Annotated in this window: 16 protein-coding genes and 1 riboswitch; of the genes, 5 read left to right on the top strand and 11 right to left on the bottom strand. The window is 60.1% G+C overall.

Annotation, left to right across the window (positions count from 1 at the left end; genetic code table 11):
* Positions 1–117: 117 nt before the first annotated feature.
* Entirely contained in the window at positions 118–1,254 is a 1,137-nt protein-coding gene (locus ACIQV9_RS24990; RefSeq protein WP_403107246.1) for an acyl-CoA dehydrogenase family protein, read from the bottom strand.
* A 245-nt stretch (positions 1,255–1,499) separates the two neighbouring features.
* On the opposite strand from ACIQV9_RS24990, the gene ACIQV9_RS24985 reads away from it, so the two are divergent.
* The gene (locus tag ACIQV9_RS24985; RefSeq protein ID WP_403107253.1) at positions 1,500–2,396 is read left to right on the top strand and encodes a GlxA family transcriptional regulator; all 897 of its coding nucleotides are present in this window, start codon (positions 1,500–1,502) and stop codon (positions 2,394–2,396) included.
* A gap of 185 nt (positions 2,397–2,581) precedes the next feature.
* Here ACIQV9_RS24985 and zapE read toward each other — a convergent pair whose 3' ends face one another.
* From zapE to ACIQV9_RS24970, 3 genes are all read right to left on the bottom strand, one after another.
* Positions 2,582–3,676 (bottom strand): cell division protein ZapE, encoded by a 1,095-nt coding sequence (gene zapE / locus ACIQV9_RS24980; protein WP_109634727.1) that lies wholly within the window; start codon positions 3,674–3,676, stop codon positions 2,582–2,584.
* A 91-nt stretch (positions 3,677–3,767) separates the two neighbouring features.
* The gene (locus ACIQV9_RS24975; protein WP_403107243.1) at positions 3,768–5,123 is read right to left on the bottom strand and encodes a tryptophan--tRNA ligase; all 1,356 of its coding nucleotides are present in this window, start codon (positions 5,121–5,123) and stop codon (positions 3,768–3,770) included.
* A 24-nt stretch (positions 5,124–5,147) separates the two neighbouring features.
* On the bottom strand, positions 5,148–5,777 hold the full coding sequence (locus ACIQV9_RS24970) for an alpha/beta hydrolase (protein WP_403107240.1): 630 nt from the start codon (positions 5,775–5,777) through the stop codon (positions 5,148–5,150).
* 144 nt (positions 5,778–5,921) lie between these two features.
* Here ACIQV9_RS24970 and ACIQV9_RS24965 point away from each other — a divergent pair, with 144 nt between their 5' ends.
* On the top strand, positions 5,922–6,356 hold the full coding sequence (locus ACIQV9_RS24965) for a YhcB family protein (RefSeq protein ID WP_403107237.1): 435 nt from the start codon (positions 5,922–5,924) through the stop codon (positions 6,354–6,356).
* Positions 6,357–6,461: 105 nt separating this feature from the next.
* Here ACIQV9_RS24965 and ACIQV9_RS24960 read toward each other — a convergent pair whose 3' ends face one another.
* The 7 genes from ACIQV9_RS24960 to ACIQV9_RS24930 form a co-directional block, all read right to left on the bottom strand.
* Positions 6,462–7,169, bottom strand: a complete 708-nt coding sequence (locus ACIQV9_RS24960) for an OmpA family protein (RefSeq protein WP_403107234.1) — start codon at positions 7,167–7,169, stop codon at positions 6,462–6,464.
* Between the two features lie 103 nt (positions 7,170–7,272).
* Positions 7,273–7,914, bottom strand: coding sequence for an MBL fold metallo-hydrolase (locus tag ACIQV9_RS24955; protein ID WP_010458191.1), 642 nt, complete (start codon positions 7,912–7,914; stop codon positions 7,273–7,275).
* 87 nt (positions 7,915–8,001) lie between these two features.
* A complete protein-coding gene (locus ACIQV9_RS24950; RefSeq protein ID WP_403107231.1) occupies positions 8,002–10,740 on the bottom strand; it encodes a LuxR C-terminal-related transcriptional regulator in 2,739 nt (912 codons plus the stop codon).
* Positions 10,741–11,117: 377 nt separating this feature from the next.
* Positions 11,118–12,482, bottom strand: a complete 1,365-nt coding sequence (locus ACIQV9_RS24945; RefSeq protein ID WP_403107229.1) for a DUF1329 domain-containing protein — start codon at positions 12,480–12,482, stop codon at positions 11,118–11,120.
* Between the two features lie 28 nt (positions 12,483–12,510).
* Positions 12,511–14,397: a DUF1302 domain-containing protein gene (locus ACIQV9_RS24940; protein ID WP_403107226.1), complete on the bottom strand. Its 1,887-nt coding sequence runs from the start codon at positions 14,395–14,397 to the stop codon at positions 12,511–12,513.
* 337 nt (positions 14,398–14,734) lie between these two features.
* Positions 14,735–16,417, bottom strand: coding sequence for a fatty acid--CoA ligase (locus ACIQV9_RS24935; protein ID WP_403107224.1), 1,683 nt, complete (start codon positions 16,415–16,417; stop codon positions 14,735–14,737).
* A 163-nt stretch (positions 16,418–16,580) separates the two neighbouring features.
* On the bottom strand, positions 16,581–17,210 hold the full coding sequence (locus ACIQV9_RS24930; protein ID WP_403107221.1) for a LysE family translocator: 630 nt from the start codon (positions 17,208–17,210) through the stop codon (positions 16,581–16,583).
* 253 nt (positions 17,211–17,463) lie between these two features.
* On the opposite strand from ACIQV9_RS24930, the gene ACIQV9_RS24925 reads away from it, so the two are divergent.
* The 3 genes from ACIQV9_RS24925 (at position 17,464) to ACIQV9_RS24915 (ending at position 20,299) form a co-directional block, all read left to right on the top strand.
* Positions 17,464–18,429 carry a 2-hydroxyacid dehydrogenase gene (locus ACIQV9_RS24925; protein WP_403107219.1) on the top strand — a complete coding sequence of 322 codons (966 nt, stop codon included), beginning with the start codon at positions 17,464–17,466 and terminating at the stop codon, positions 18,427–18,429.
* A 33-nt stretch (positions 18,430–18,462) separates the two neighbouring features.
* Positions 18,463–19,461, top strand: a complete 999-nt coding sequence (locus ACIQV9_RS24920; protein ID WP_403107216.1) for a methyltransferase — start codon at positions 18,463–18,465, stop codon at positions 19,459–19,461.
* Between the two features lie 41 nt (positions 19,462–19,502).
* Positions 19,503–19,625: riboswitch (yybP-ykoY riboswitch) on the top strand.
* Positions 19,626–19,714: 89 nt separating this feature from the next.
* The gene (locus ACIQV9_RS24915; protein ID WP_403107213.1) at positions 19,715–20,299 is read left to right on the top strand and encodes a TMEM165/GDT1 family protein; all 585 of its coding nucleotides are present in this window, start codon (positions 19,715–19,717) and stop codon (positions 20,297–20,299) included.
* Positions 20,300–20,420 lie beyond the last annotated feature (121 nt).

Below are 20,420 nucleotides of genomic sequence, written 5' to 3'. Positions count from 1 at the left end.
CAATAATCCTGTACCGCTGATAGCTTCGCTTGAATCGTGTACTTTCCCATGAAACACCCCATCGGTCGTGTCCAACTTTTGGGGTGCACACCACTGCGTGGGAACGATCACGCTGTATCACAGCGACCGCGCAATAATCTCCTTCATGATTTCATTCGTCCCCGCATAAATCCGCTGCACCCGCGCATCGGCCCACGCCCGGGCGATCGGGTATTCCCACATGAACCCGTAACCGCCATGCAACTGCACGCATTCGTCGAGCACCTTGCATTGCAGATCAGTGCCCCAGTACTTGGCCATCGCGGCGGTCGGCACATCCAGCTTGCCTTGCAGGTGCAACTCCAGGCAGCGATCTACGAAAACCCGACCAATCTGGATTTCAGTCGCCATCTCCGCCAGCTTGAAGCGTGTGTTCTGGAAATCGGCAATCGCCTTGCCGAACGCCTTGCGCTCGCGGGTGTAATCCAGCGTCCATTTCAGCGCAGCTTCGGCCGAAGCCAGCCCGCCGATGGCGACGGTGAGGCGCTCCTGGGGTAACTCCTGCATCAGGTAGGCGAAGCCCATGCCCGCCTGCCCCAACAGGTTTTCCTTGGGGACTCGCACGTCCTGGAAGAACAACTCCGACGTGTCCTGAGCCTTCATGCCGACCTTTTCCAGGCGCTTGCCCTTGTCGAAGCCTGGCGTGCTGGCCTCAACCAGAAACAGACTGGTGCCCTTCGCACCGGCTTTCGGATCCGTCTTGGCCACGACAATCACCAGATCAGCCAGATAGCCGTTGGTGATAAAGGTCTTGGAACCGTTGATCACGTACTCGTCGCCATCCAGCACGGCGGTGGTTTTCACCCCTTGCAGATCGGAGCCCGCGCCCGGCTCGGTCATGGCAATCGCCGTCACCATCTCGCCGGATACCAGTTTCGGCAGGTATTTGTGCTTCAGCGCTTCACTGCCGTAATGCAAGATGTACGGCGCCACAATGTCCGAATGCAGAGAAAAACCGATACCGGTCAGACCAAGACGACCGACCTCTTCGATCACTACTGCGCTGTAGAGAAAGTCCGCCCCCAGCCCGCCGTATTCCTCCGGCAGGTGCGAACAAAGCATCCCCGCCTCCCCTGCCTTGTTCCAGAGTTTACGGTCGATGTAGCCTTGTTTTTCCCATTGCCCATGAAACGGCACGGCCTCTTTTTCAAGGAACGTTCGCACGCTGTCGCGAAACAATTCGTGTTCGGAACTGAACAAGGTTCTGGGGATCATGCGGCACCTGTCATTAATTGTTGGAAGAAGTTGACCTTCAGAGACTAAGCCCCACACCCGATACAGGACACTGGACACATCAGACAAAAAATAAGACGATCCAGCCGTCTGGTGACCACTTTCCCCTATAAGAATAAAGTTGAATTATGTCTAACCAAGTCTCCACGCCCTTGCGGCGCGTCAGCATCCTGGCTATCGACCGGGTTTTCGCTTCCACCCTCATGCAAGCCAAGGATTTCTTTCATCTGGCCAGCCTGCGCTACGGCAAACAACTGGGCCAGGGCCTGACGCCGGCGTTCGAAACGCGGCTGGTCAGCCCCGACGGCAAACCGGTGAATAGCTTCAGCGATGTGATCATGCCGGTGGACGGCGGCCTGGAAAATGCCGACGTCATTATCCTCCCGGCCTTCTGGGACGATTTCGATACCCTTTGCCAACGTTATCCACAGGTCCTGCCCTGGTTGCGTCAGCAACACGCTCGCGGCGCCGTGCTTTGCGGAGAGGCGACCGGGGTGTTCTGGCTCGCCGAGGCCGGTCTGCTCAATGGCAAGGAAGCGACCACGTACTGGCGCTTCTTCAATGCCTTCGCCGAGCGTTTCCCACAGGTCCATCTCAATCAAGACAAGCACCTGACCGACGCAGACAACCTGTATTGCGCAGGCGGCACCACCTCGGCGTGCGACCTTTACATCTACCTGATCGAACGCTTCTGCGGCGCCAACGTATCGCAAGCCGTGGCGCGGGACATTCTTTACGAAGTGCAGCGCAGCTACTCACCGGGACGCATCGGCTTCGGCGGGCAGAAATTGCACCAGGACGTGATCATCCTGCAGATCCAGCATTGGCTCGAAGAGCATTTCGCCGACAAATTCCGCTTCGAAGACGTCGCTCGCGAACACGGCATGAGCATTCGCAACTTCATGCGCCGTTTCCAGACCGCCACCGGTGACAAGCCGCTGCATTACCTGCAACGCCTGCGCATCGAAACCGCCAAGGGGTTGCTGTCAGGCAGCCGCAAGAGCATCAAGACCATCAGTTATGAAGTCGGCTATGACGATGCGAGCTTCTTTGCGCGGCTGTTCCGCCAGCACACCGAGTTGTCGCCGAACCAGTATCGGCAGCAATTCCAGCAAGCGGCTTAATCCACAGATCGATCGTTCCCACGCTCTGCGTGGGAATGCCGCCATGGACGCTCCGCGTCCGCTTCTAATGTGACGCGGAGCGTCACGGGATGCATTCCCACGCGGAGCGTGGGAACGATCAGACAGGGGATCTTCAGCGCACAAAAAAGGCCTGCATTTGCAGGCCCTTTTTTTTGCGAAATGTCCTACGGCTTATGCGCCCGGGACAGGAATTCGTGCGACTGCATTTCCAGCAGACGGCTGAGCGTGCGCTGGAACTCGAAGTTCAAGCGACCGCCGGTGTAGAGGTCCTTGAGCTCGACTTCAGCAGAGATGATCAGCTTGACGTTACGGTCGTAGAACTCGTCGACCATGTTGATAAAGCGTCGGGCGATGTCGTCGGTTGTGACGCTCATCTGCTCGACACCGCTGAGCAGCACGGCGTGGAAGATCTTGCCCAGTTCGATGTAATCGTTCTGGCTACGCGGGCCGTCGCACAGTTCGCGGAAGTCGAACCACGCCACGTCATCGCAGGTGCGCACAGCGCGGATTTCGCGGTTCTCGATCATCAGCACATCGTTTTCGATGGCGGCTGTGCATTCCGGCGTCAGGGCGCGGAAGCTTTTGCGCAGGCTTTCCTGGGCGGCTTCGTCCAGCGGGAAGTGGAACAGCTCGGCCTGCTCGAGGTGACGCAGACGGTAATCGACGCCGCTGTCGACGTTGACGATGTCGGTGTTCTGTTTGATCAGCGCGATGGCCGGCAGGAAGCGCGCACGTTGCAGGCCATCCTTGTACAGACCGTCGGGCACGATGTTCGAGGTCGCGACCAGGGTCACGCCATTCTTGAACAGCTCTTCCATCAGCGTGCCGAGGATCATCGCGTCGGTGATGTCGGACACGAAAAATTCATCGAAGCAGATCACCCGGGCTTCGTCAGAGAAGCGCTTGGCGATGATGGTCAGCGGGTTCTTCTCGCCGCCGAGGGTCTTCATCTCTTCGTGCACACGCTTCATGAAACGGTGGAAGTGAGTACGGACCTTTTCCTTGAACGGCAGCGCTTCGAAGAAGGTGTCGACCAGGTAAGTCTTGCCGCGACCCACGCCACCCCAGAAATACAGGCCCTTGACCGGTGCCTGGTCTTTCTTGCCAAACAGTTTGCCGAGCAGGCCCGGTTTGTTGTTCGACGCAGCGACCAGATCGTCGTACAGGCGCTGCAAATGGCGCACCGCAGTTTCCTGCGCGGCGTCATGGAAGAATTCCGGGCGTTTCAGATCAGCTTGATATCGTTCTAGGGGCGTCATAATTCGTTAGCAAGGCAACAAAAACGGGCCGTCACTGTAGCGACGGCCCGTGGGAATGGCAATCGGCCCTTGGTCGGACCGAGCCGTTGATTTATTCCTGAACAGGCGTCAGGGCAACCCGCAAGGCGTCGATGGCGACATCGCGAGCGGCGTCGTCAGCAAAAGTCGGGCTGTCAGCCACGCACTCGCCTTCCAGCCAGACGCTGAAGCTGCGGTCTTCACTGCGCACATCCAGTGGCTGACCCGATTGCAGCTGCTTGGTCACCTGGCCTGCGGTTTTCCCGTCGGCGAAGTTGCGCGACAGCAGCAGTTGCTCGCCATCGGCCGCCAGCAGACGAAAACGGAAACTGCTGTCTTCTTCGCGGAAGCTGACAAAACGTGCGGCTTTCGCGGCTTTTTTCTTGGTCGTCGCAGCGACCTGGGTCTGGGCGACGAAAGAGCGCAGGCCGACCGCTTCACGCAGTTCGTGGAGGAACGGCGTGGCGACCGAACGCGCTTTTTTGGCGCCGGCCTGCAGGATGTCTTCCAGGTCCGCCGGGCGTTCTATCAGCTGGTGATAACGCTCGCGGGACTCGCCCAGCTCGCTATCCAGCAGTTGGAACAGACGATTTTTCGCCTCGCCCCAACCCAGGCCCTGAAGCAATTCACTGCGGAATTCGTCGGATTGTGCCGGCGTAGCGAAAGCCTGGAACAAGGTGAACAGGTGCGAATTGTCCGGATCCTTGGCTTCGCCCGGCGAGCGGGAGTCGGTGACGATCCGCGAAATCGCGTCCTTCATCTCTTTGGCACTGCTGAACAACGGAATGGTGTTGTCGTAGCTCTTCGACATCTTGCGACCGTCGAGGCCTGGCAGCGTGGCGACGCTTTCTTCGATCAGCGCCTCTGGCATGGTGAAGAATTCCTTGCCCTGGCCAAACAGGTGGTTGAAGCGCTGGCCGATGTCGCGGGCCATTTCCACGTGTTGGATCTGGTCGCGACCGACCGGCACCTTGTGGGCGTTGAACATCAGGATGTCCGCGGCCATCAGCACCGGGTAGCTGTACAAGCCCATGGTGATGCCGGCATCCGGGTCTTCGCCGGTCTCGACGTTCTTGTCCACGGAAGCCTTGTAGGCATGGGCGCGGTTGAGCAGGCCCTTGGCGGCCACGCAGGTCAGCAGCCAGGTCAGCTCGGGGATTTCCGGGATGTCGGACTGGCGATAGAAGGTCACGCGGTCCACATCCAGGCCACCGGCCAGCCAGGTCGCGGCGATTTCCAGACGCGAGCGCTGGATGCGCAGCGGGTCATCGCATTTGATCAGGGCGTGGTAGTCGGCCAGGAAGTAGAACGAATCGGCATTGCTGTCACGGCTGGCAAGGATCGCCGGGCGGATGGCACCGGCGTAGTTGCCCAGGTGCGGCGTGCCGGTGGTGGTGATGCCGGTGAGAATTCGGGTACGAGTCGTCATGGGTAATCGCTTGTCAGACTGCAATCAATTCGAAAGGCGCGGCAGGATCAGATCTTTGAGATCGGTCAGCTTGCCATGAAAAAAGTGTCCGCATTCTGCCACTTTCAGCAGCTCATGGGGACGTTCCAGTTTCGAGGACCAATCGTAGACGGCTTGCGGATCGATGACTTCGTCGGTTTCCGGCTGGATCAGGGTCAGCTCGCCTTGCTGCGGCAGTTGATCCTGATCACCCAGGCGCATGACCGCGGGCGCGACCATGAACACATGCTTGAGCTGTTCGCCGTTGGCTTCCAGGCGTCCGCCGAGACTTGCTGCAACAAAACCGCCGAAGGAGAATCCGAACAGGGTCAGCGGCAACTCAGGGTATTTGGCCCGCAGCCATTCGGCGGCGGCCTGAGCATCGTCAACCTCACCGGTGCCCATCTCGTGGGTGCCTTCGCTGGCACCGACGCCACGGTAGTTGAAACGCAAAGTGATCAAACCGGCGTCGCGCGCGGTGCGCTGCAAGGTCGAGACCACTTTATTGAGCATGGTGCCGCCCTGCACCGGGTTCGGATGGCAGATCAGCGCCAGGCCGTGCGGCTGCTCATTGTCCAGGTAAAGGGCTTCCAGTTGGCCGACCGGACCATCAATCACTACAGGGGTTTCGCGCATAAGCAAGGAAGGAACTCCGTGACCTCGAATCGGGTCGACTCGTCTAGCAAATTGTCTGTGCCAATCTATTGCGAGTGAATCGCGGTATACAGCGCAGGTTCGAGCCGTTAACGTAAAGCAAAGCCGTTTATAGAGGAAGGACTCGTGGAACACTCGCTCTTAGTTTGGTTGTTGCCGACTCTTGCCCTGGTTGTGGGTGTCGCCATTGGTTTCCTGATCGCGCGTTTGGTGCCGAATGCCGCGCCTAGCAGCACCCAACGTCAGTTGGATGACATTCAGGAACGTTTCGACAGTTATCAGAACGAGGTGGTCACCCACTTCAACAGCACTGCAACACTGGTCAAGAAGCTGACTGCCAGCTATCAGGAGGTGCAGGATCACCTCGCCGAGGGTGCCAACCGCCTGGCCCTGGACGAGCAGACTCGTCAACGCTTGCTGGCCGCCCTGCACGCCGATGCGGCGCAGGCTCCACGGGAACGCCTGACGCCACCGCGCAATCAGGAGCCGCCTCGCGACTACGCCCCCAAAGCCCCGAACGCGCCGGGCATGCTCGACGAACATTACGGCCTGAAGAAGTAATCAGGTTTCGCGCGACATGAAAAAGCCCCCGGATGAGTGATTGTCCGGGGGCTTTTTTAATTCTGAAGGTTTCATCGCCTGGGGTTCAGTCAGGCTTGGCTGTCACTACTGGGTCGGTTGGGAATACTGCTGCCCCGGAATCGCCTTCAGGTTGACCTCGACCCGACGGTTCTGCGCCCGACCATTGGTATCACCGTTGCTGGCAATCGGGTTATCCGGCCCCGCACCGCGAGCCGACAGGTTGGCGCCGCTGACGCCTTGCGAGGTCAGGTAAGTCGCCACGCTCTGGGCACGACGCTGGGACAGGTCCATGTTGTGCTGGCGGCCGCCAGTGCTGTCGGTGTAGCCGACGATTTCGATCTGGTTCTGGCTGAACTCCTTCAGCGAGCCGGCCAGATTGTTCAGCGGCTGATAGAAGCTGGAGGCGATATTCGCCGAATCGGTGGCGAACGTGATGTTACCCGGCATGATCAGCTTGATCTGATCGCCTTGACGCTGCACCTCGACACCGGTGTTGGCCATGCTGGCACGCAGCTTCTTCTCTTGCTGGTCGGCGTAGTAGCCGTAACCGGCAGCAGAAGCCCCCACGACTGCCGCGCCGATCAGCGCCCCCTTGCCACGGTTATCGTGGTTAATGGCAGCACCGGCCACAGCACCGGCCAAGGCGCCGAGCCCGCCGTATTTAGCGGTTTTACTCATGCCCGTGGAACCGCCATCAGCCTGTCCCTGGTTGTTATAAGGGTTGGGCGAGGCGCAACCGGACAGCAAGGCCACAGCCGTAGCGACAATAATCAAACGCTGCTTGGTGAACATGAAGAGCTCCTACTTTTTTGCATTCTGGGGTGCAACGGACTAAAGCATTGGACCTTTGCGGGCGTTTGATCATTTTGGCCGGCGAAAATTCCGTCGGTTACATTCACGCCCGCACAAACGGGTTCTCGCGCATTTCATCGCCCAGGCGCGTGTCCGGACCATGCCCGGTGACCACCGTCGCCTCTTCGTCGAGCGTATAGAGCCGCTGCTTGATCGACCGCACGATAGTCGCCTGATCGCCACCCCACAAATCCGTGCGCCCTACCCCGCGTCGGAACAGCGTGTCACCGGCAATCAGTAGCTTGGCCTCGGAAAACCAAAAACTCATCGAACCCGGTGTATGACCCGGCGTGTGCAACGCCACGCCGCAACCGCAAGCCAGCTCCTCATCGTCGGCCAACCAGCGATCCGGCGACGGCACCGGCGTGTAAGGCACACCGAACATCTGGCACTGCATCTCCAGATTGTCCCAGAGGAATTGATCTTCTTTATGCAGGTGCAGGGTCGCGCCGGTTTTCTCCTTGAGCTGACCGGAGGCCAGGAAGTGATCCAGGTGCGCATGGGTGTGGATGATGCTCACCACCTTCAAGCCCAAGGCGTCGAGGCGCGCGAGGATCAATTCATGATTGCCGCCCGGGTCGACCACGATCGCTTTTTTGGTGATCGGATCACCGATGATTGTGCAGTTGCACTGCAAGGGGCCGACGGGGAAGGTTTCGCGGATCAGGGTGGGCTGCTGGGACATCTACGTATGCTCGGAAAACAGGGATGGGCAATTTTGGCACAAAACCGTATCAAGTCTTTTTGTGGACTCTGTAGATCTCGAAATGCGCTATCCCAGCACCCCCAGCTCTTTGGCCCGCGCCACCGCCTGCGTCCTTCGCTCAACCCCAAGCTTGCTGTTGATGTGACTGGCGTGGGTCTTGACCGTGTGCAGCGAGATGAACAATTGATCGCTGATTTCCTGGTTCGAGCAACCTTGGGCGATCAGGCGCAGAACGGCCAGCTCACGCGCGCTGAGTTGTTCCGCCCCAGGGGATGACTCCAATGCCGGGCGAGCGGCCATGACAGGCAGTTTTTCGGCCAGGTTCTGCGACACTACGGTAGGAGCGCAGAGTTGCAGTTGCCCGCGCAGCCAGTCCGGGTGTTCAGTCAGCAATGCGTCGAACGGTTGCAGGACACCCCCGGTTGCCGCTTCCAGCGCCTGGACCAGCGCCTTGCGGGCCTCGGGTTCACGGCCGACCGCCAGCAACAGGGTGATTTTCTGCGTCAGCGCCATCACGCTGAGCATTTGCCGTCCCGATTTCTGGCCATGCTCAAGCAGCGCATTCAAACGCCCCTCGGCCAGCATCGGTTGCCCCTGAATCACTTCCAGCAAGGCTTGCTGCAATTCGATGTGCAGTGGCAGTTGGGGATGAAATTCCGGCGGCGCGGCCGCGTGCTCGCCGTTGTAAGTCTGGCCCAGTCGCGCCAGCCAGGCTTCGGCCAGATCGGTACGCCCCTGGGCCAGCCAAAGTTCGCATTTGACCAGGGTGATCATCGCCAGGTAATAGATCGGCGGCACGTCCCAGATGTGCATCAGGCGTTCGGCTTCGGCAAGTTCGGCGAAGGCTTTTGCAAATTCGCCGCTGCTGCCCTCAAGCCGGGCGATCACGCAGTGGCCGATCAACACGCTGATATCGCGACAGGCGCGGGCTTCACTCAACCCGGCTTGCAGACGTGCCCGCGCGGCTTGCGGCTGCAAGCGCACGGCCAGCAAAAAGCCCTCGTACAAGGTCAGCCGTGCACGCACGGCATAAAGCCGTTGCGGGGATAACCCTTGCAGGCGTTGCAGGCCCTGACGGACTTCCTGCAACGAGCGCAGGATTTCCCCACGCGCTTGCAGCACGCGTGCGCGGTCGTAATGGGCCAGCGCTTCAAACAGCGGGTTGCCGACTCGTTGCGCCAACTCAAGGGATTCGCGGTTCAAGCTGCGGGCACGCCACAGGTCGCCGTCGGCAATCGCCAGGTTGGACAGGGTGGAAAGGCACATCAGCCGTTGCCCGTAGCGCTTGGCCGGCAGGCTTTCCAGTGCTTCGGTGCAGTAAAGTTGTGTGAGCGCGCGATGGCCTCGCCCCCGGGCGATGATGCCGCTCAGGGCCAGCCATTGCGCCAGCATGGACTTCTGCGCGGTCGCCGACGGGGCTGGCAGGAAGCGGCTCAAATGGGCCGCCAGCTCCTCGGCAGCGTCCAGCTGACAAGCCAGCCCCAACGCCCAGCTGTAGAGCACGATCAGTCGCGGCGTGCTGATCAGCAAACTGTCGGGCAAGTCCATTTTCCAGCGCAGCAGCATGCCGACGTTCTGTTCGGCGAGCAGTTGTTCTTCAGAGAGGTTTTGCACCAGGTTCGCCGCAACGTCCAGGTGCCCGGCGCGCAACGCCTGCTCCACCGCCTCGTCGAGCAGCCCTTGCGCATTGAACCAACGACAGGCGCGCAGGTGCAGGCTGGCGGCCGGCACGATCGACTGGGCGGTGGGCCGGGTACGCAACAGGTCGGAAAACAGGTGGTGATAGCGATACCAGTGGCCGTGCTCGTCCAGCGGTACCAGGAACACCTGGTGCGCCTGGAGGAAACGCAGAATTTCGGCACTGTCATGGGCCTCGCGAACCGCGTCGCAGAGTTCGCTGCAAAAACGTTCCTGAGGTGCGGTGTCGTAAAGGAATGACTGCACTTCGGCGGGCAGGCAATCGATGACTTCTTCGAGCAGGTAATCGCGAATCAGCCCTTCCCCGCCGTGCAACGACTGCGGCAACGCACCATCAGTGCCTGCCTCGGAGGCCGCCAGCAACCAGAAACGCAGACCGGCGACCCAGCCTTCACTGCGCTGGATCAGGTTTTCCAGGGCCTCGCCACGCAATGAACTGCTGTGTCGATCAAGCAATGTGAGGGCTTCATCGTGGGTCAGTCGAAGATCCTGCTCATGCAACTCGAGCAATTGCCGTGACAGGCGCAAACGCGCCAGGTGCCAGTCCGGACGCTGGCGACTGGTCACCATGACCAGCAAACCATCGGGCAAATGATTGAGGAAAAATTGCAGACAACGATCCAGTACCGGGCCCTGGGCCAGATGATAGTCATCCAGCACCAGCAGCAAAGGCGTCATCGGCGAAAGGTGGATGGCCAGCTCATCCAGCAATCCGTCGAGCCATTCTTCGAAAGCGAATGGCTGATGGCGCTGGCGCATCTTCAGCAAGCCCAAGGCCTGGCTGCCAAGCTTCGGAAAATAATCCTGAAGACCTTCAAGCAAACGTTCGAGGAAACGCCCCGGATCGCTGTCCCGAGGACTCAACCCCAGCCACAGACTGTGCCAATGGGCCGGCAGCCCTTGGCAGAATTCCACCGCCAATGAGCTCTTGCCGAACCCGGCGGGTGCGCTGACCAGCAACAGCCTGCCACCGAGGCCGGCACTCAGGCGCTCGCACAGACGAGGCCGCAGCACATGGCCGTCAGGCAACGGGGGTCGAAAAAAGCGCCCGTCCAGTGCCGCGACGGCAACGCTTGCAGGGCCCGGGAGTGGGGACAGATCAGTCATGGCCGGCTCTTGTTTGAATTGCGGGTGGCGGCGTTGCAGATGTCCGCAGACTATCGGTAAACGAAGAGGGAATGAAGGTTATTGCTACAAATGGCTACAAAAAGAATACACGCTAAGGTGTCGATCAAACCCGACAGCCACATCGACCTCGTAGCAGCTGTCGAGCTTGCGAGGCTGCGTTCGGCTGCGCAGCAGTCGTGAAATGAAGCGACGCGGTATTTCAGGAAGACTGTGGAATTAGGGTTTACGACTGCTGCGCAGCCGAACGCAGCCTCGCAAGCTCGACAGCTGCTACAACGATCATTATGAAATTCAAAAAAAACGCCCCGAACCAGTCGGGGCGTTTTTCGAGGATGCGGCCTCTGCTTCAGTGCAGGTTAACGAACCCCGTCCTGACGCAGCGCAGCGGGGGTAAAATCGCTGGTGGTCGCGGTGAAGCCGAAGTCATACGCCGACTTCTCTTCGTTCTTCATGCCCAGTGCCAGGTAACGGCCCGATTGCAGGTCGTACAAGGTTTCCAGGGTGTACCAAGGCACTTGAAAGTTGTAGTAGTTCTGGGAGTGAGCTTCCGCCACACGCCACAGTTGATTGCGACCGTCGTAGTGGTCGATCACCGCGGCTTGCCAGGTGTCTTCGTCGATGTAGAAGTCACGTTTGGCGTAGATGTGACGCTGACCTTCCTTCAAGGTGGCAACCACATGCCAGACCCGGCGCAGCTCGTAGCGAGCCAGGTCCTGGTTGATGTGACCGGCCTTGATGATGTCGTCGTACTTCAGTTGCGGCGAATCGAGCTTGTAGCTGTCGGAGGCGATGTACATCTCTTTCTTGCCTTCGAGTTTCCAGTCGTAACGATCCGGCGCACCGTTGTACATGTCCAGGTTGTCGGAAGTCCGCAGGCCGTCAGCCGCAGTACCCGGCCCGTCATAGGACACTTGTGGCGCACGACGCACACGACGTTGACCGGCGTTGTAGACCCACGCCGAACGTGGCTCTTTAACCTGGTCGAGGGTTTCGTGCACCAGCAGCACACCACCGGCCAGACGTGCCGGCGCGGTCACTTTCTGCTTGAAGTAGAACAGGATGTTGCCCGGGTTCGCCGGATCGTAGTCCTTCATCTTGTCGCGGAACACGAACTGATCCTGGAAGTAAACCAGGCTGTACGAGCCGTTCGGTTGCGGCGTGGCCTGGGTCACCAGACGGGTCACGCTGCCACCGCGATAGCGGGTGATGTGGTTCCAGATGACTTCAACGCCGGTCTTCGGAATCGGGAACGGCACGGCCGTTTCGAAGTTCTCCAGACCGTTGCCGCCGGACACCAGATTGGTGCTGGTGGCGTTTTTCTTGATCGAGGCAAACACTGCGTCCGGCACGGTCGCGCCGCGATGGGACGGGTAAACCGGCATCTTGAAGGTTTCCGGGTAGCGCTTGAACATCGCGTACTGGCCCGGTGCGAGTTTTGCCTTGTATTGGTCGACGTTCTGCGCAGTGATGGTGAACAGCGGTTTTTCACTGGCGAACGGGTCAGACAGGAAGCCTTTGCCGTCGACGGTGCCGGCGTTTTTCGCCATCGGTTTCCAGGCCGGGATCGAACCGTCAGCGTTGCCCGCCATTTCGGCGCCCATCGGCGTCAGGCTCTTGCCCAGTTTATCCGCTTCGGCAGCAGGCACTGCCGCCATGACGCTGGTCGCCAGCAGCGAAAGCCCCAGAACACCGGCGTGGAACAGACTCTTTGTTATTTTCATATGTGTGTTCATCCTGAAAAAACAGTGCTTAGAAGTTCACGCCGAAGCTGAGCGCAACGAAGTCGCGGTCATCGACGGTGGTGTACTTGCCATCAAAGAAGTTGGTGTAGGCCAGGCTCGCGGTGTAGGTGTTCTGGTATTCGGCATCGACGCCCAGGCTCACCGCTTTGCGACCTTCTTCGAAGTTGCCGCCAGGGCCAGGAGAATAACCATCTACGTCATGGGACCAGGCCACGTTCGGCTTGAGGTTCACACCGGCGAATACGTCGTTGTATTCCCAGATGGCGCGGCCACGGTAGCCCCACGAAGTCGACGTGGTGAAGCCGTCGCTGTTGCAGTTGCGGCTGCGGTTGTTGGTCGGAGTGCCCGGGCCGGCACCGTTGATGGTGCTGGTGTTGAGCGCCACGCATGTATTTACAGCGCCAGTGGCTGGCAGAGCACCCGGGCCGTAGACCGGATCGCGGCCATAACGGACGTCGGAGGTGCTTTCCAGGCCGCCGACGTGAGTCACGCCCACTTCGCCCACCAGGGTCAGACGACTCGCACCCATGACTTGGTCGAAGAAGTGCGTCAGGGTGGTCTGGAACTGGGTGATTTCTTTGCGACGATAGCCGTGCAGGTCTTGACCCGGGCCGGCAGAGAGCAGCGAAGCGTTACCAAGGGCGCCGCCCAGAGGACGAACACCGGCGAACAGAATGTCGGTGGAGTTGAGCTGCACCGGCGCGTTCGGACGGTAGCTCAGTTCACCGCTCCACGCCGTACCGGTAGGCAGGGTGGTGGAGAAGCTCAAGCCGTAGAGGCGAATGTCTTCCGGGTATTCGATGAAGTATTTCGAGTTACCCGCCACCAGCAACGGCGCGAGTGCGGCGAACGGACCTGGCAGCGCAGCAGCGGTGTTATAGACCGACTGTGGCGCGCCCGTGGCGCTGAAGATCGGCGCACGGCTGTGGTAGTTCATGAAGTAGGCACCGAATTCGGTGTCCAGCGGCTCGAACATGTACTTGAGGGACGCGCCCCACTGACCGCTGTCTCGTGCATCGCGGTCGCCGCCGCGCTGGACCAGTACACCTTCCTCGTTGACATTGACGCCGTTGGCGGCCAATGGACCCAACGCGATGGCTGGAATCTGCGAGCGCTTGTTCAACACCCGCAGGTTGTTGTCGCAGCCATCGGCAACGATGTCCGGCTGCGAGAAGAACGTGCCGCAGTTATCGACAACGGTCTGATCCCATTCCAGCTGGTAGAAGGCTTCTGCCGACAGGTTTTCGGTCAGGCTCTGGGACACATAGAACATGTTGACCGGGATCAGGCCTTCCTTGATCTCGGCACCCGGACGACGGAACGCGGACACGTCGATCGGGTTGATCGAGTTGATGCCGCCGCCGATGAAGGTACTTTCACCCCAGCTCACCACCTGCTTGCCCAGACGCACGGAACCCGGCTGATCGGCAACGGAGTAGTTGTGGTAGACGAAGGCGTCGAGGATCTGACCCCCAGCGGACTTGGCGCCTTCCTTGCGGTTGCTGTCGCTGATGTCCTTGAACGGACGGCTTTCGTCCTTCAGTTCAAAGTCGTACCAGTATTTGCCACGGACGAAAACGCCGGTGTCGCCATACTTCAATTCAAGGTCATGGATGCCCTTGAAGATCTTCGAGAAGGTTTTCCCGCTCTCGAAGTTCAAGTGACCGTCATCGGAGGTCTGGGACAGGCCGCGGCCACCGTTGTTGACGCCGATGAGGTTCTTGTTGGCGCTCTCGGTAGACCAGCTGGAGCCGATCGACAGGGAAGAATCGAACTGACCTTCGATTTCACCAACGTTGAAACTGACGCCGAATGCAGGCCCGGCGAGCGAAGAGGCGAGACTGACCGCCAGGGGCAATTTCGCCCGGCGCCAGAACGTGTTTACTGATGTCATCGACGCTACTCCATGTGCATTATTGTTATGGCAGTTAGCACTTCTAAAAACGTTGTGGATGACGGGGAGCCAAAGCGTCCCGAAGTCACTCCAAAATTGCATCGCCCCGTTTTGTGCGTGTGCTCCGTTCTTAAAAATCCTTGAGCGGACTATAGCCAGCAGGTAGTAGAGCTTGATCCCTCTAAAGTGTGATTTGCAGCTGCCGGCCACTCTGGAACAGTCCTTTCGCCAGTCCGACACATGTCGGCAGGGCAAGGATGGCTGAAAATTCGGATTTCACAAGCCAAGCGCTTGCTTGGTGGGGCTGGCGTGCCTGTTTGGGCACGCCAGAGGGCGCTTAAAGCGTCGAGAGGAAGGTGCTGTTGTTGGCCTGCCATTCAGTTATGTCGAGGCGGATACGCTTCTTGTCGAGCTTGCCGACACTGGTCTTGGGAATTTCCGTAACAAGGGCGATCTGACTCGGGATCGCCCACTTGCTCAGGTGCCCCAATTCCACGAATGGCTTGAGGTGTTCCTTGAGCTCTTTAGCCCCGATCTCATGCCCTTCGCGGATCACCAGCAGCGCAAACGGGCGCTCGCCCCACTGTGGATCGGCGATGCCCACCACTGCTACTTCGCGTACCGCCACGTGGCGGCTGATCAGATCTTCGAGGTCCAGAGAGGAGATCCACTCGCCGCCGGTCTTGATCACGTCTTTGATGCGATCACGAATGTCGATCACGCCCATGCTGTCCAGCGTCGCCACGTCGCCGGTGTGCAGCCAGCCCCCGGCCCAGAGCTCGGCGCCCTTCTGCGGTTCGTTGAAGTAACCCTCGGTGAGCCACGGCGCACGCAGCACCAGCTCGCCCTGAGTCTCGCCATCGGCGGGCAGGAAGTTGCCGTCGGTGTCGACGATTGCCGCCTCCACCAAAGGCCCCGGTACGCCGGCCTTGATGCGATACGTGGTGCGTTCGTCTTCGGTGCCGGCCATCAGCTCATCGTTGAGGTGGGCACAGGACACCAACGGCCCGGTTTCCGACATGCCGTAAGCGGCGGTCAGCTGAATGCCCTTGGCCTTGGCTGCTTCGTACAGCGAACGGTTCAGCGCACTGCCGCCGATGACGATTTTCCAGCCGCCGAAATCGGTGTCTTGCGCCGCCTTGGCGTTGAGGACCATTTGCAGGATGGTCGGCACGCAGTGGGAAAAGGTGACCTTCTCCTTGCGCCACAGCTCCACCAGGTATTCCGGGTCGTAACGGCCGGGATAAACCTGCTTGAGCCCGAGCATGGTCGCCACATAGGGCAAGCCCCAGGCATGCACGTGGAACATCGGCGTGATTGGCATGTACACGTCGTTGGTGCCCAGCAGCCGAACGCTGTCAATGGCGCCCATGATGGTCGACACGCCCATGGTGTGCAGCACCAGTTGCCGGTGGGTGAAATACACGCCTTTAGGGTTGCCGGTGGTGCCCGTGGTGTAGAACGTGGTCGCGACCGAATTCTCGTCGAAGTCCTGGAAGTCGTACTGCGTGCTCGCGGCCGCCAGCAACTGCTCGTACTCGCCGACCAGGTTCGGCAAATCGGCGGTTTTTTCCGACAGGTCAGTCAGCAGCAGGGTTTTCTCGACCGTGGTCAGGTGCCCGGCAATCGCCTGGTACAGCCCGACGAACTCGCTGTTGACCAGCACGAAGCGGTCCTCGGCGTGGTTCATGGTGTAGAGGATCTGTTCCGGTGACAGGCGCACGTTGATGGTGTGAATCACCGCGCCGATCATCGGGATGGCGAACATGCATTCCAGATACCGATGGCTATCCCAGTCCATCACCGCCACGGTATCGCCGGCCTTGACCCCGGCTTGCGTGAGCACGTTGGCCAGCCGCGCGACCCGCTCGATCAGGGTCGGATAGCTGTAGCGCAACTGGTCTCGGTAAATGATCTCGCGGGTTTTTTCGTAACGAGCGCCCGACATCAGCAGCCGTTTGATCAGCAGCGGATACTGGTAAGCGCCTTCGGCTGGGGGGATAACGCGAGTCTGCAACATAAGAATCCCTTTTCTGACTGCACGGTGTTGGCTTCAAGAGGTAACCACTCTAGAACCCTTATACGCCGGCCAAATCAGCCAAAGGAATGATTTGCAGAGCCGTACAAATGCTAGCTTTGCGCCAGCATTTGCGAGAATTCGTTATCCGACAGGTTCTGCGCGATCAATGCATCTCGGTGAAGGCGAGTTTGACGCCGATGGCGATCAGCACCACGCCCATGGTCCGGTCGAACCAGTGGCCCATCCGGGCAAAACCGGCGCGCACGCGCTGCTGGCTGAACAGCCGCGCCACCAGGCAGAACCACACGGCCGTCGCCGCCGCGAGATAGAGCCCGTAGCCCGCCTGTACCGCCAGCGGCGTGTGCGGGTTGATCACCACGGTGAACAGCGACAGGAAGAACAGCGTGGCCTTGGGGTTCAGGCCGTTGGTCACGAAACCTGAGGTGAAGGCGCCGCGCGGGGTGCGTTCGCCGGCCTCTTTGTGCAGACCGTCGTCGACCGCTTTGGCCGGTTGCGCGCGCAGGGCCTTGTAGCCGATGTACAGCAGATAGCCCGCAGCCGCCCATTTCAAGGCATTGAACAGCACGATCGACTGCGACACGATCAGGCCGATGCCGAGCAACGAATAGCCGACGTGCAGGAAAATCGCCGTGCCGACACCCAGCGCAGTCCAGGTCCCGGCGCGGCGACCGTGAGTCACGCTCTCACGCACCACCACGGCGAAATCCGGGCCGGGGCTGGCGACGGCGAGCAAGTGAATCAGGGCAACGGTCAAGAACTCTGTCCAGTACATGGGGGCTCCTTTGGGGAAGGCGGATCAATAAACATGGCTCGGGCAAACTTCACACCTGTGGCGAGGGGGCTCGCCCCCGTTCGGCTGCGAAGCAGTCGCAAAATCTGTCCACTCGGTACACCTGACGAAACATGGTTGCTAATGAAAGGGGCCGCTTCGCGCCCCAACGGGGGCAAGCCCCCCCGCCACAATTGTTTCATCTGGTAGGCTCGGCAGATTACGCCTTCAGTTCACTGCACAAAAGGTACAGTTGATGACGAACTCTCGCCGCGCCGTTTTCCTCGACCACCCTTCCCTGGACCTGGGCGATCTCGACCTCAGCCCGTTGCGCGCCTGCTTTGACGACTTGCAACTGTTCGCACAGACCACGCCGGACCAGGTGATCGAACGTCTCAAGGGCGCCACCGTGGCCATCAGCAACAAGATCCTGATCGACGCCGCCGCCATCGCCGCCAGCCCTGATCTGAAGCTGATCCTGATCGCCGCCACCGGCACCAACAACGTCGACCTCGCGGCCGCTCGCGCCCACGGAATCACGGTCTGCAACTGCCAGGGCTACGGCACGCCGTCGGTGGCGCAGCACACGATCATGTTGTTGCTCAACCTGGCCACGCGCCTGGCCGACTATCAGAAAGCCGTCGGTGAAGGCCGCTGGCAACAAGCGAAACAGTTCTGCCTGCTGGATTACCCGATTGTCGAACTCGAGGGCAAAACACTCGGCCTGCTCGGCCATGGCGAACTGGGTGGCGCGGTCGCACGGCTGGCCGAAGCGTTCGGCATGCGTGTGCTGCTGGGTCAGATTCCCGGGCGCCCTGCCCGGCCGGATCGCTTGCCGCTGGATGAACTGCTGCCGCAAATCGACGCGCTCACCCTGCACTGCCCACTCAACGAACACACCCGCCACTTCATCGGCGCCCGCGAACTGGCCTCGATGAAACCCGGTGCTTTCGTGGTCAACACCGCACGCGGAGGCTTGATCGATGAACAGGCACTGGCCGATGCGTTGCGCAACGGTCATCTGGGCGGTGCGGCGACGGATGTGTTGAGCGTCGAGCCACCGACCGCCGGCAATCCATTGCTGGCCCACGATATTCCACGGTTGATCGTCACCCCGCACAACGCCTGGGGCAGTCGCGAGGCGCGCCAGCGGATCGTCGGTCAGTTGACCGAAAACGCGCAGGGATACTTCAGCGGTAAAGCGCTGCGGGTCGTCAGTTGATAGACTGCTGCACTTTTTTTCACAGGAGCAGTTATGGATCCGCGCAGTGAAGTACTGCTTCGTCAGGCCGAGTTATTCCAGGGTTCGGTGTTGCTGGCCGGTTTGCCCGCCGACGACTTGCTCGGCCGTCTGCCCGATGCCCACGGCTGGTGCTGGCATGCCGGCGATCAAGCGGCGCTGGACGCGCGCTTCCCCGAGCGCAGCCATTTTGGCGTGAACGCACCCGAGCGCGAGTTCGAGACGGCGGTGGTGTTTTTGCCCAAGTCCAAGGACCTGACCGACTACATCCTCAACGCCCTCGCCTCGCGCCTGGCCGGTCGCGAGTTGTACCTGATGGGTGAAAAACGCAGCGGCATCGAAGGCGCGGCCAAGCAACTGAACCCGTTCGGCAAGCCACGCAAGCTCGACAGCGCGCGGCATTGCCAGCTCTGGCTGGTCACCGTGGCCAACGCGCCACGAGCCAAGTCGCTGGAAAGCCTGGCCCAGACCTATGAATTGCCGCTGGCCGAAGGTCCGCTGAAAGTCATCAGCCTGCCGGGCGTGTTCAGTCACGGTCGACTGGATCGAGGCAGCGCGTTGCTGCTGGAGCATCTGGACAAGTTGCCGAGCGGCCACTTGCTCGACTTCGGTTGCGGTGCAGGTGTGTTGGGCGCAGCGGTGAAGCGTCGTTATCCACACAATCAGGTCACCTTGCTCGACGTCGACGCATTTGCTGCCGCCAGCAGTCGTTTGACGCTGGCTGCCAATGGCCTGGAAGCGGACGTGATTACGGGCGACGGCATTGACGCGGCACCGATGGGTTTGAGTGCAATTCTGAGCAACCCACCGTTCCATGTCGGCGTTCACACCGACTACTTCGCCACCGAGAACTTGCTGCGAAAAGCGGCCAAACATCTGAAAAACGGCGGCGAACTGCGCCTGGTTGCGAACAGCTTCCTGAAGTATCAACCGCTGATCGAAGAGCACTTGGGCGTGTGTGCGATCAAGGCTGAAGGACAAGGTTTCAGGATTTATCGGGCCAAACGAGGCTGAAAAATAAGTGCTTGCCTAACGGGTTTCGCCTAGGCAGAATCCGCTCCGTCCTAGGGGAGTAGTCTCCCACGAGCGCCATGCTCGTCCGGCATACGTCAACATACTTGGTCAACAGACCATGGCGTATGCGACCCAAGCGTCCGCATCAGACGGATCGCAGGGTTTGACAAGACCTATGACACGAACACCTTACCCGGGGCGGGAAGGCTGTACGTGTCATAGCCGTGTCGACCCGCCCCTTAGGAAAACCCTGATGCTGGACTCTCTGCTCGTTCCCACCGCAATCGTTGCCTTGGCCGAAATCGGCGACAAGACGCAACTGCTCGCGCTCATTCTCGCTGCCCGCTTTCGCAAACCCTGGCCGATCATCGCCGGCATCGTCGCCGCGACCCTGGCCAACCATGCGGCAGCCGGCGCGGTAGGCGCCTGGTTCGGCAGTTTCTTCTCGGATGCGGTGTTGCACTGGATCCTCGCCGCGAGCTTCGCCGCGACCGCGCTGTGGACCCTGGTGCCGGACAAGATGGACGACGATGAAGCCAGCACCGCCCGCAAGTTCGGGCCGTTCCTGACTACGCTGATTGCGTTTTTCCTGGCCGAAATGGGCGACAAAACCCAGGTCGCCACGGTAATGCTCGCCGCGCAATACCCGGATTTGTGGCTGGTGATCATCGGCACCACCGCCGGGATGTTGATTGCCAACGTGCCCGTGGTGTTGGCCGGTAACTTTGCGGCAGACAAATTGCCGCTCACCCTGATCCGTCGCCTGGCAGCGTCTGCGTTCTTTGTCCTGGCGATTGTGGCGGTGTACAAGGCGATGCAGAGCAGCGGGTGGGTTTGACGCAGTAGGTCGATAGACCGCGTTATCGTTCTTCGCGGGCAAGCCACGCTCCCACAGGTCTTTGGTCGATTACATAATTTGTGTACGACACAAAATCTGTAGGAGCGAGGCTTGCCCGCGA

It is taken from the genome of Pseudomonas sp. NPDC099000, assembly GCF_044759925.1.
Classification (GTDB): Bacteria; Pseudomonadota; Gammaproteobacteria; order Pseudomonadales; family Pseudomonadaceae; genus Aquipseudomonas.
This window is presented reverse-complemented; position numbering and strand designations above follow the sequence as displayed.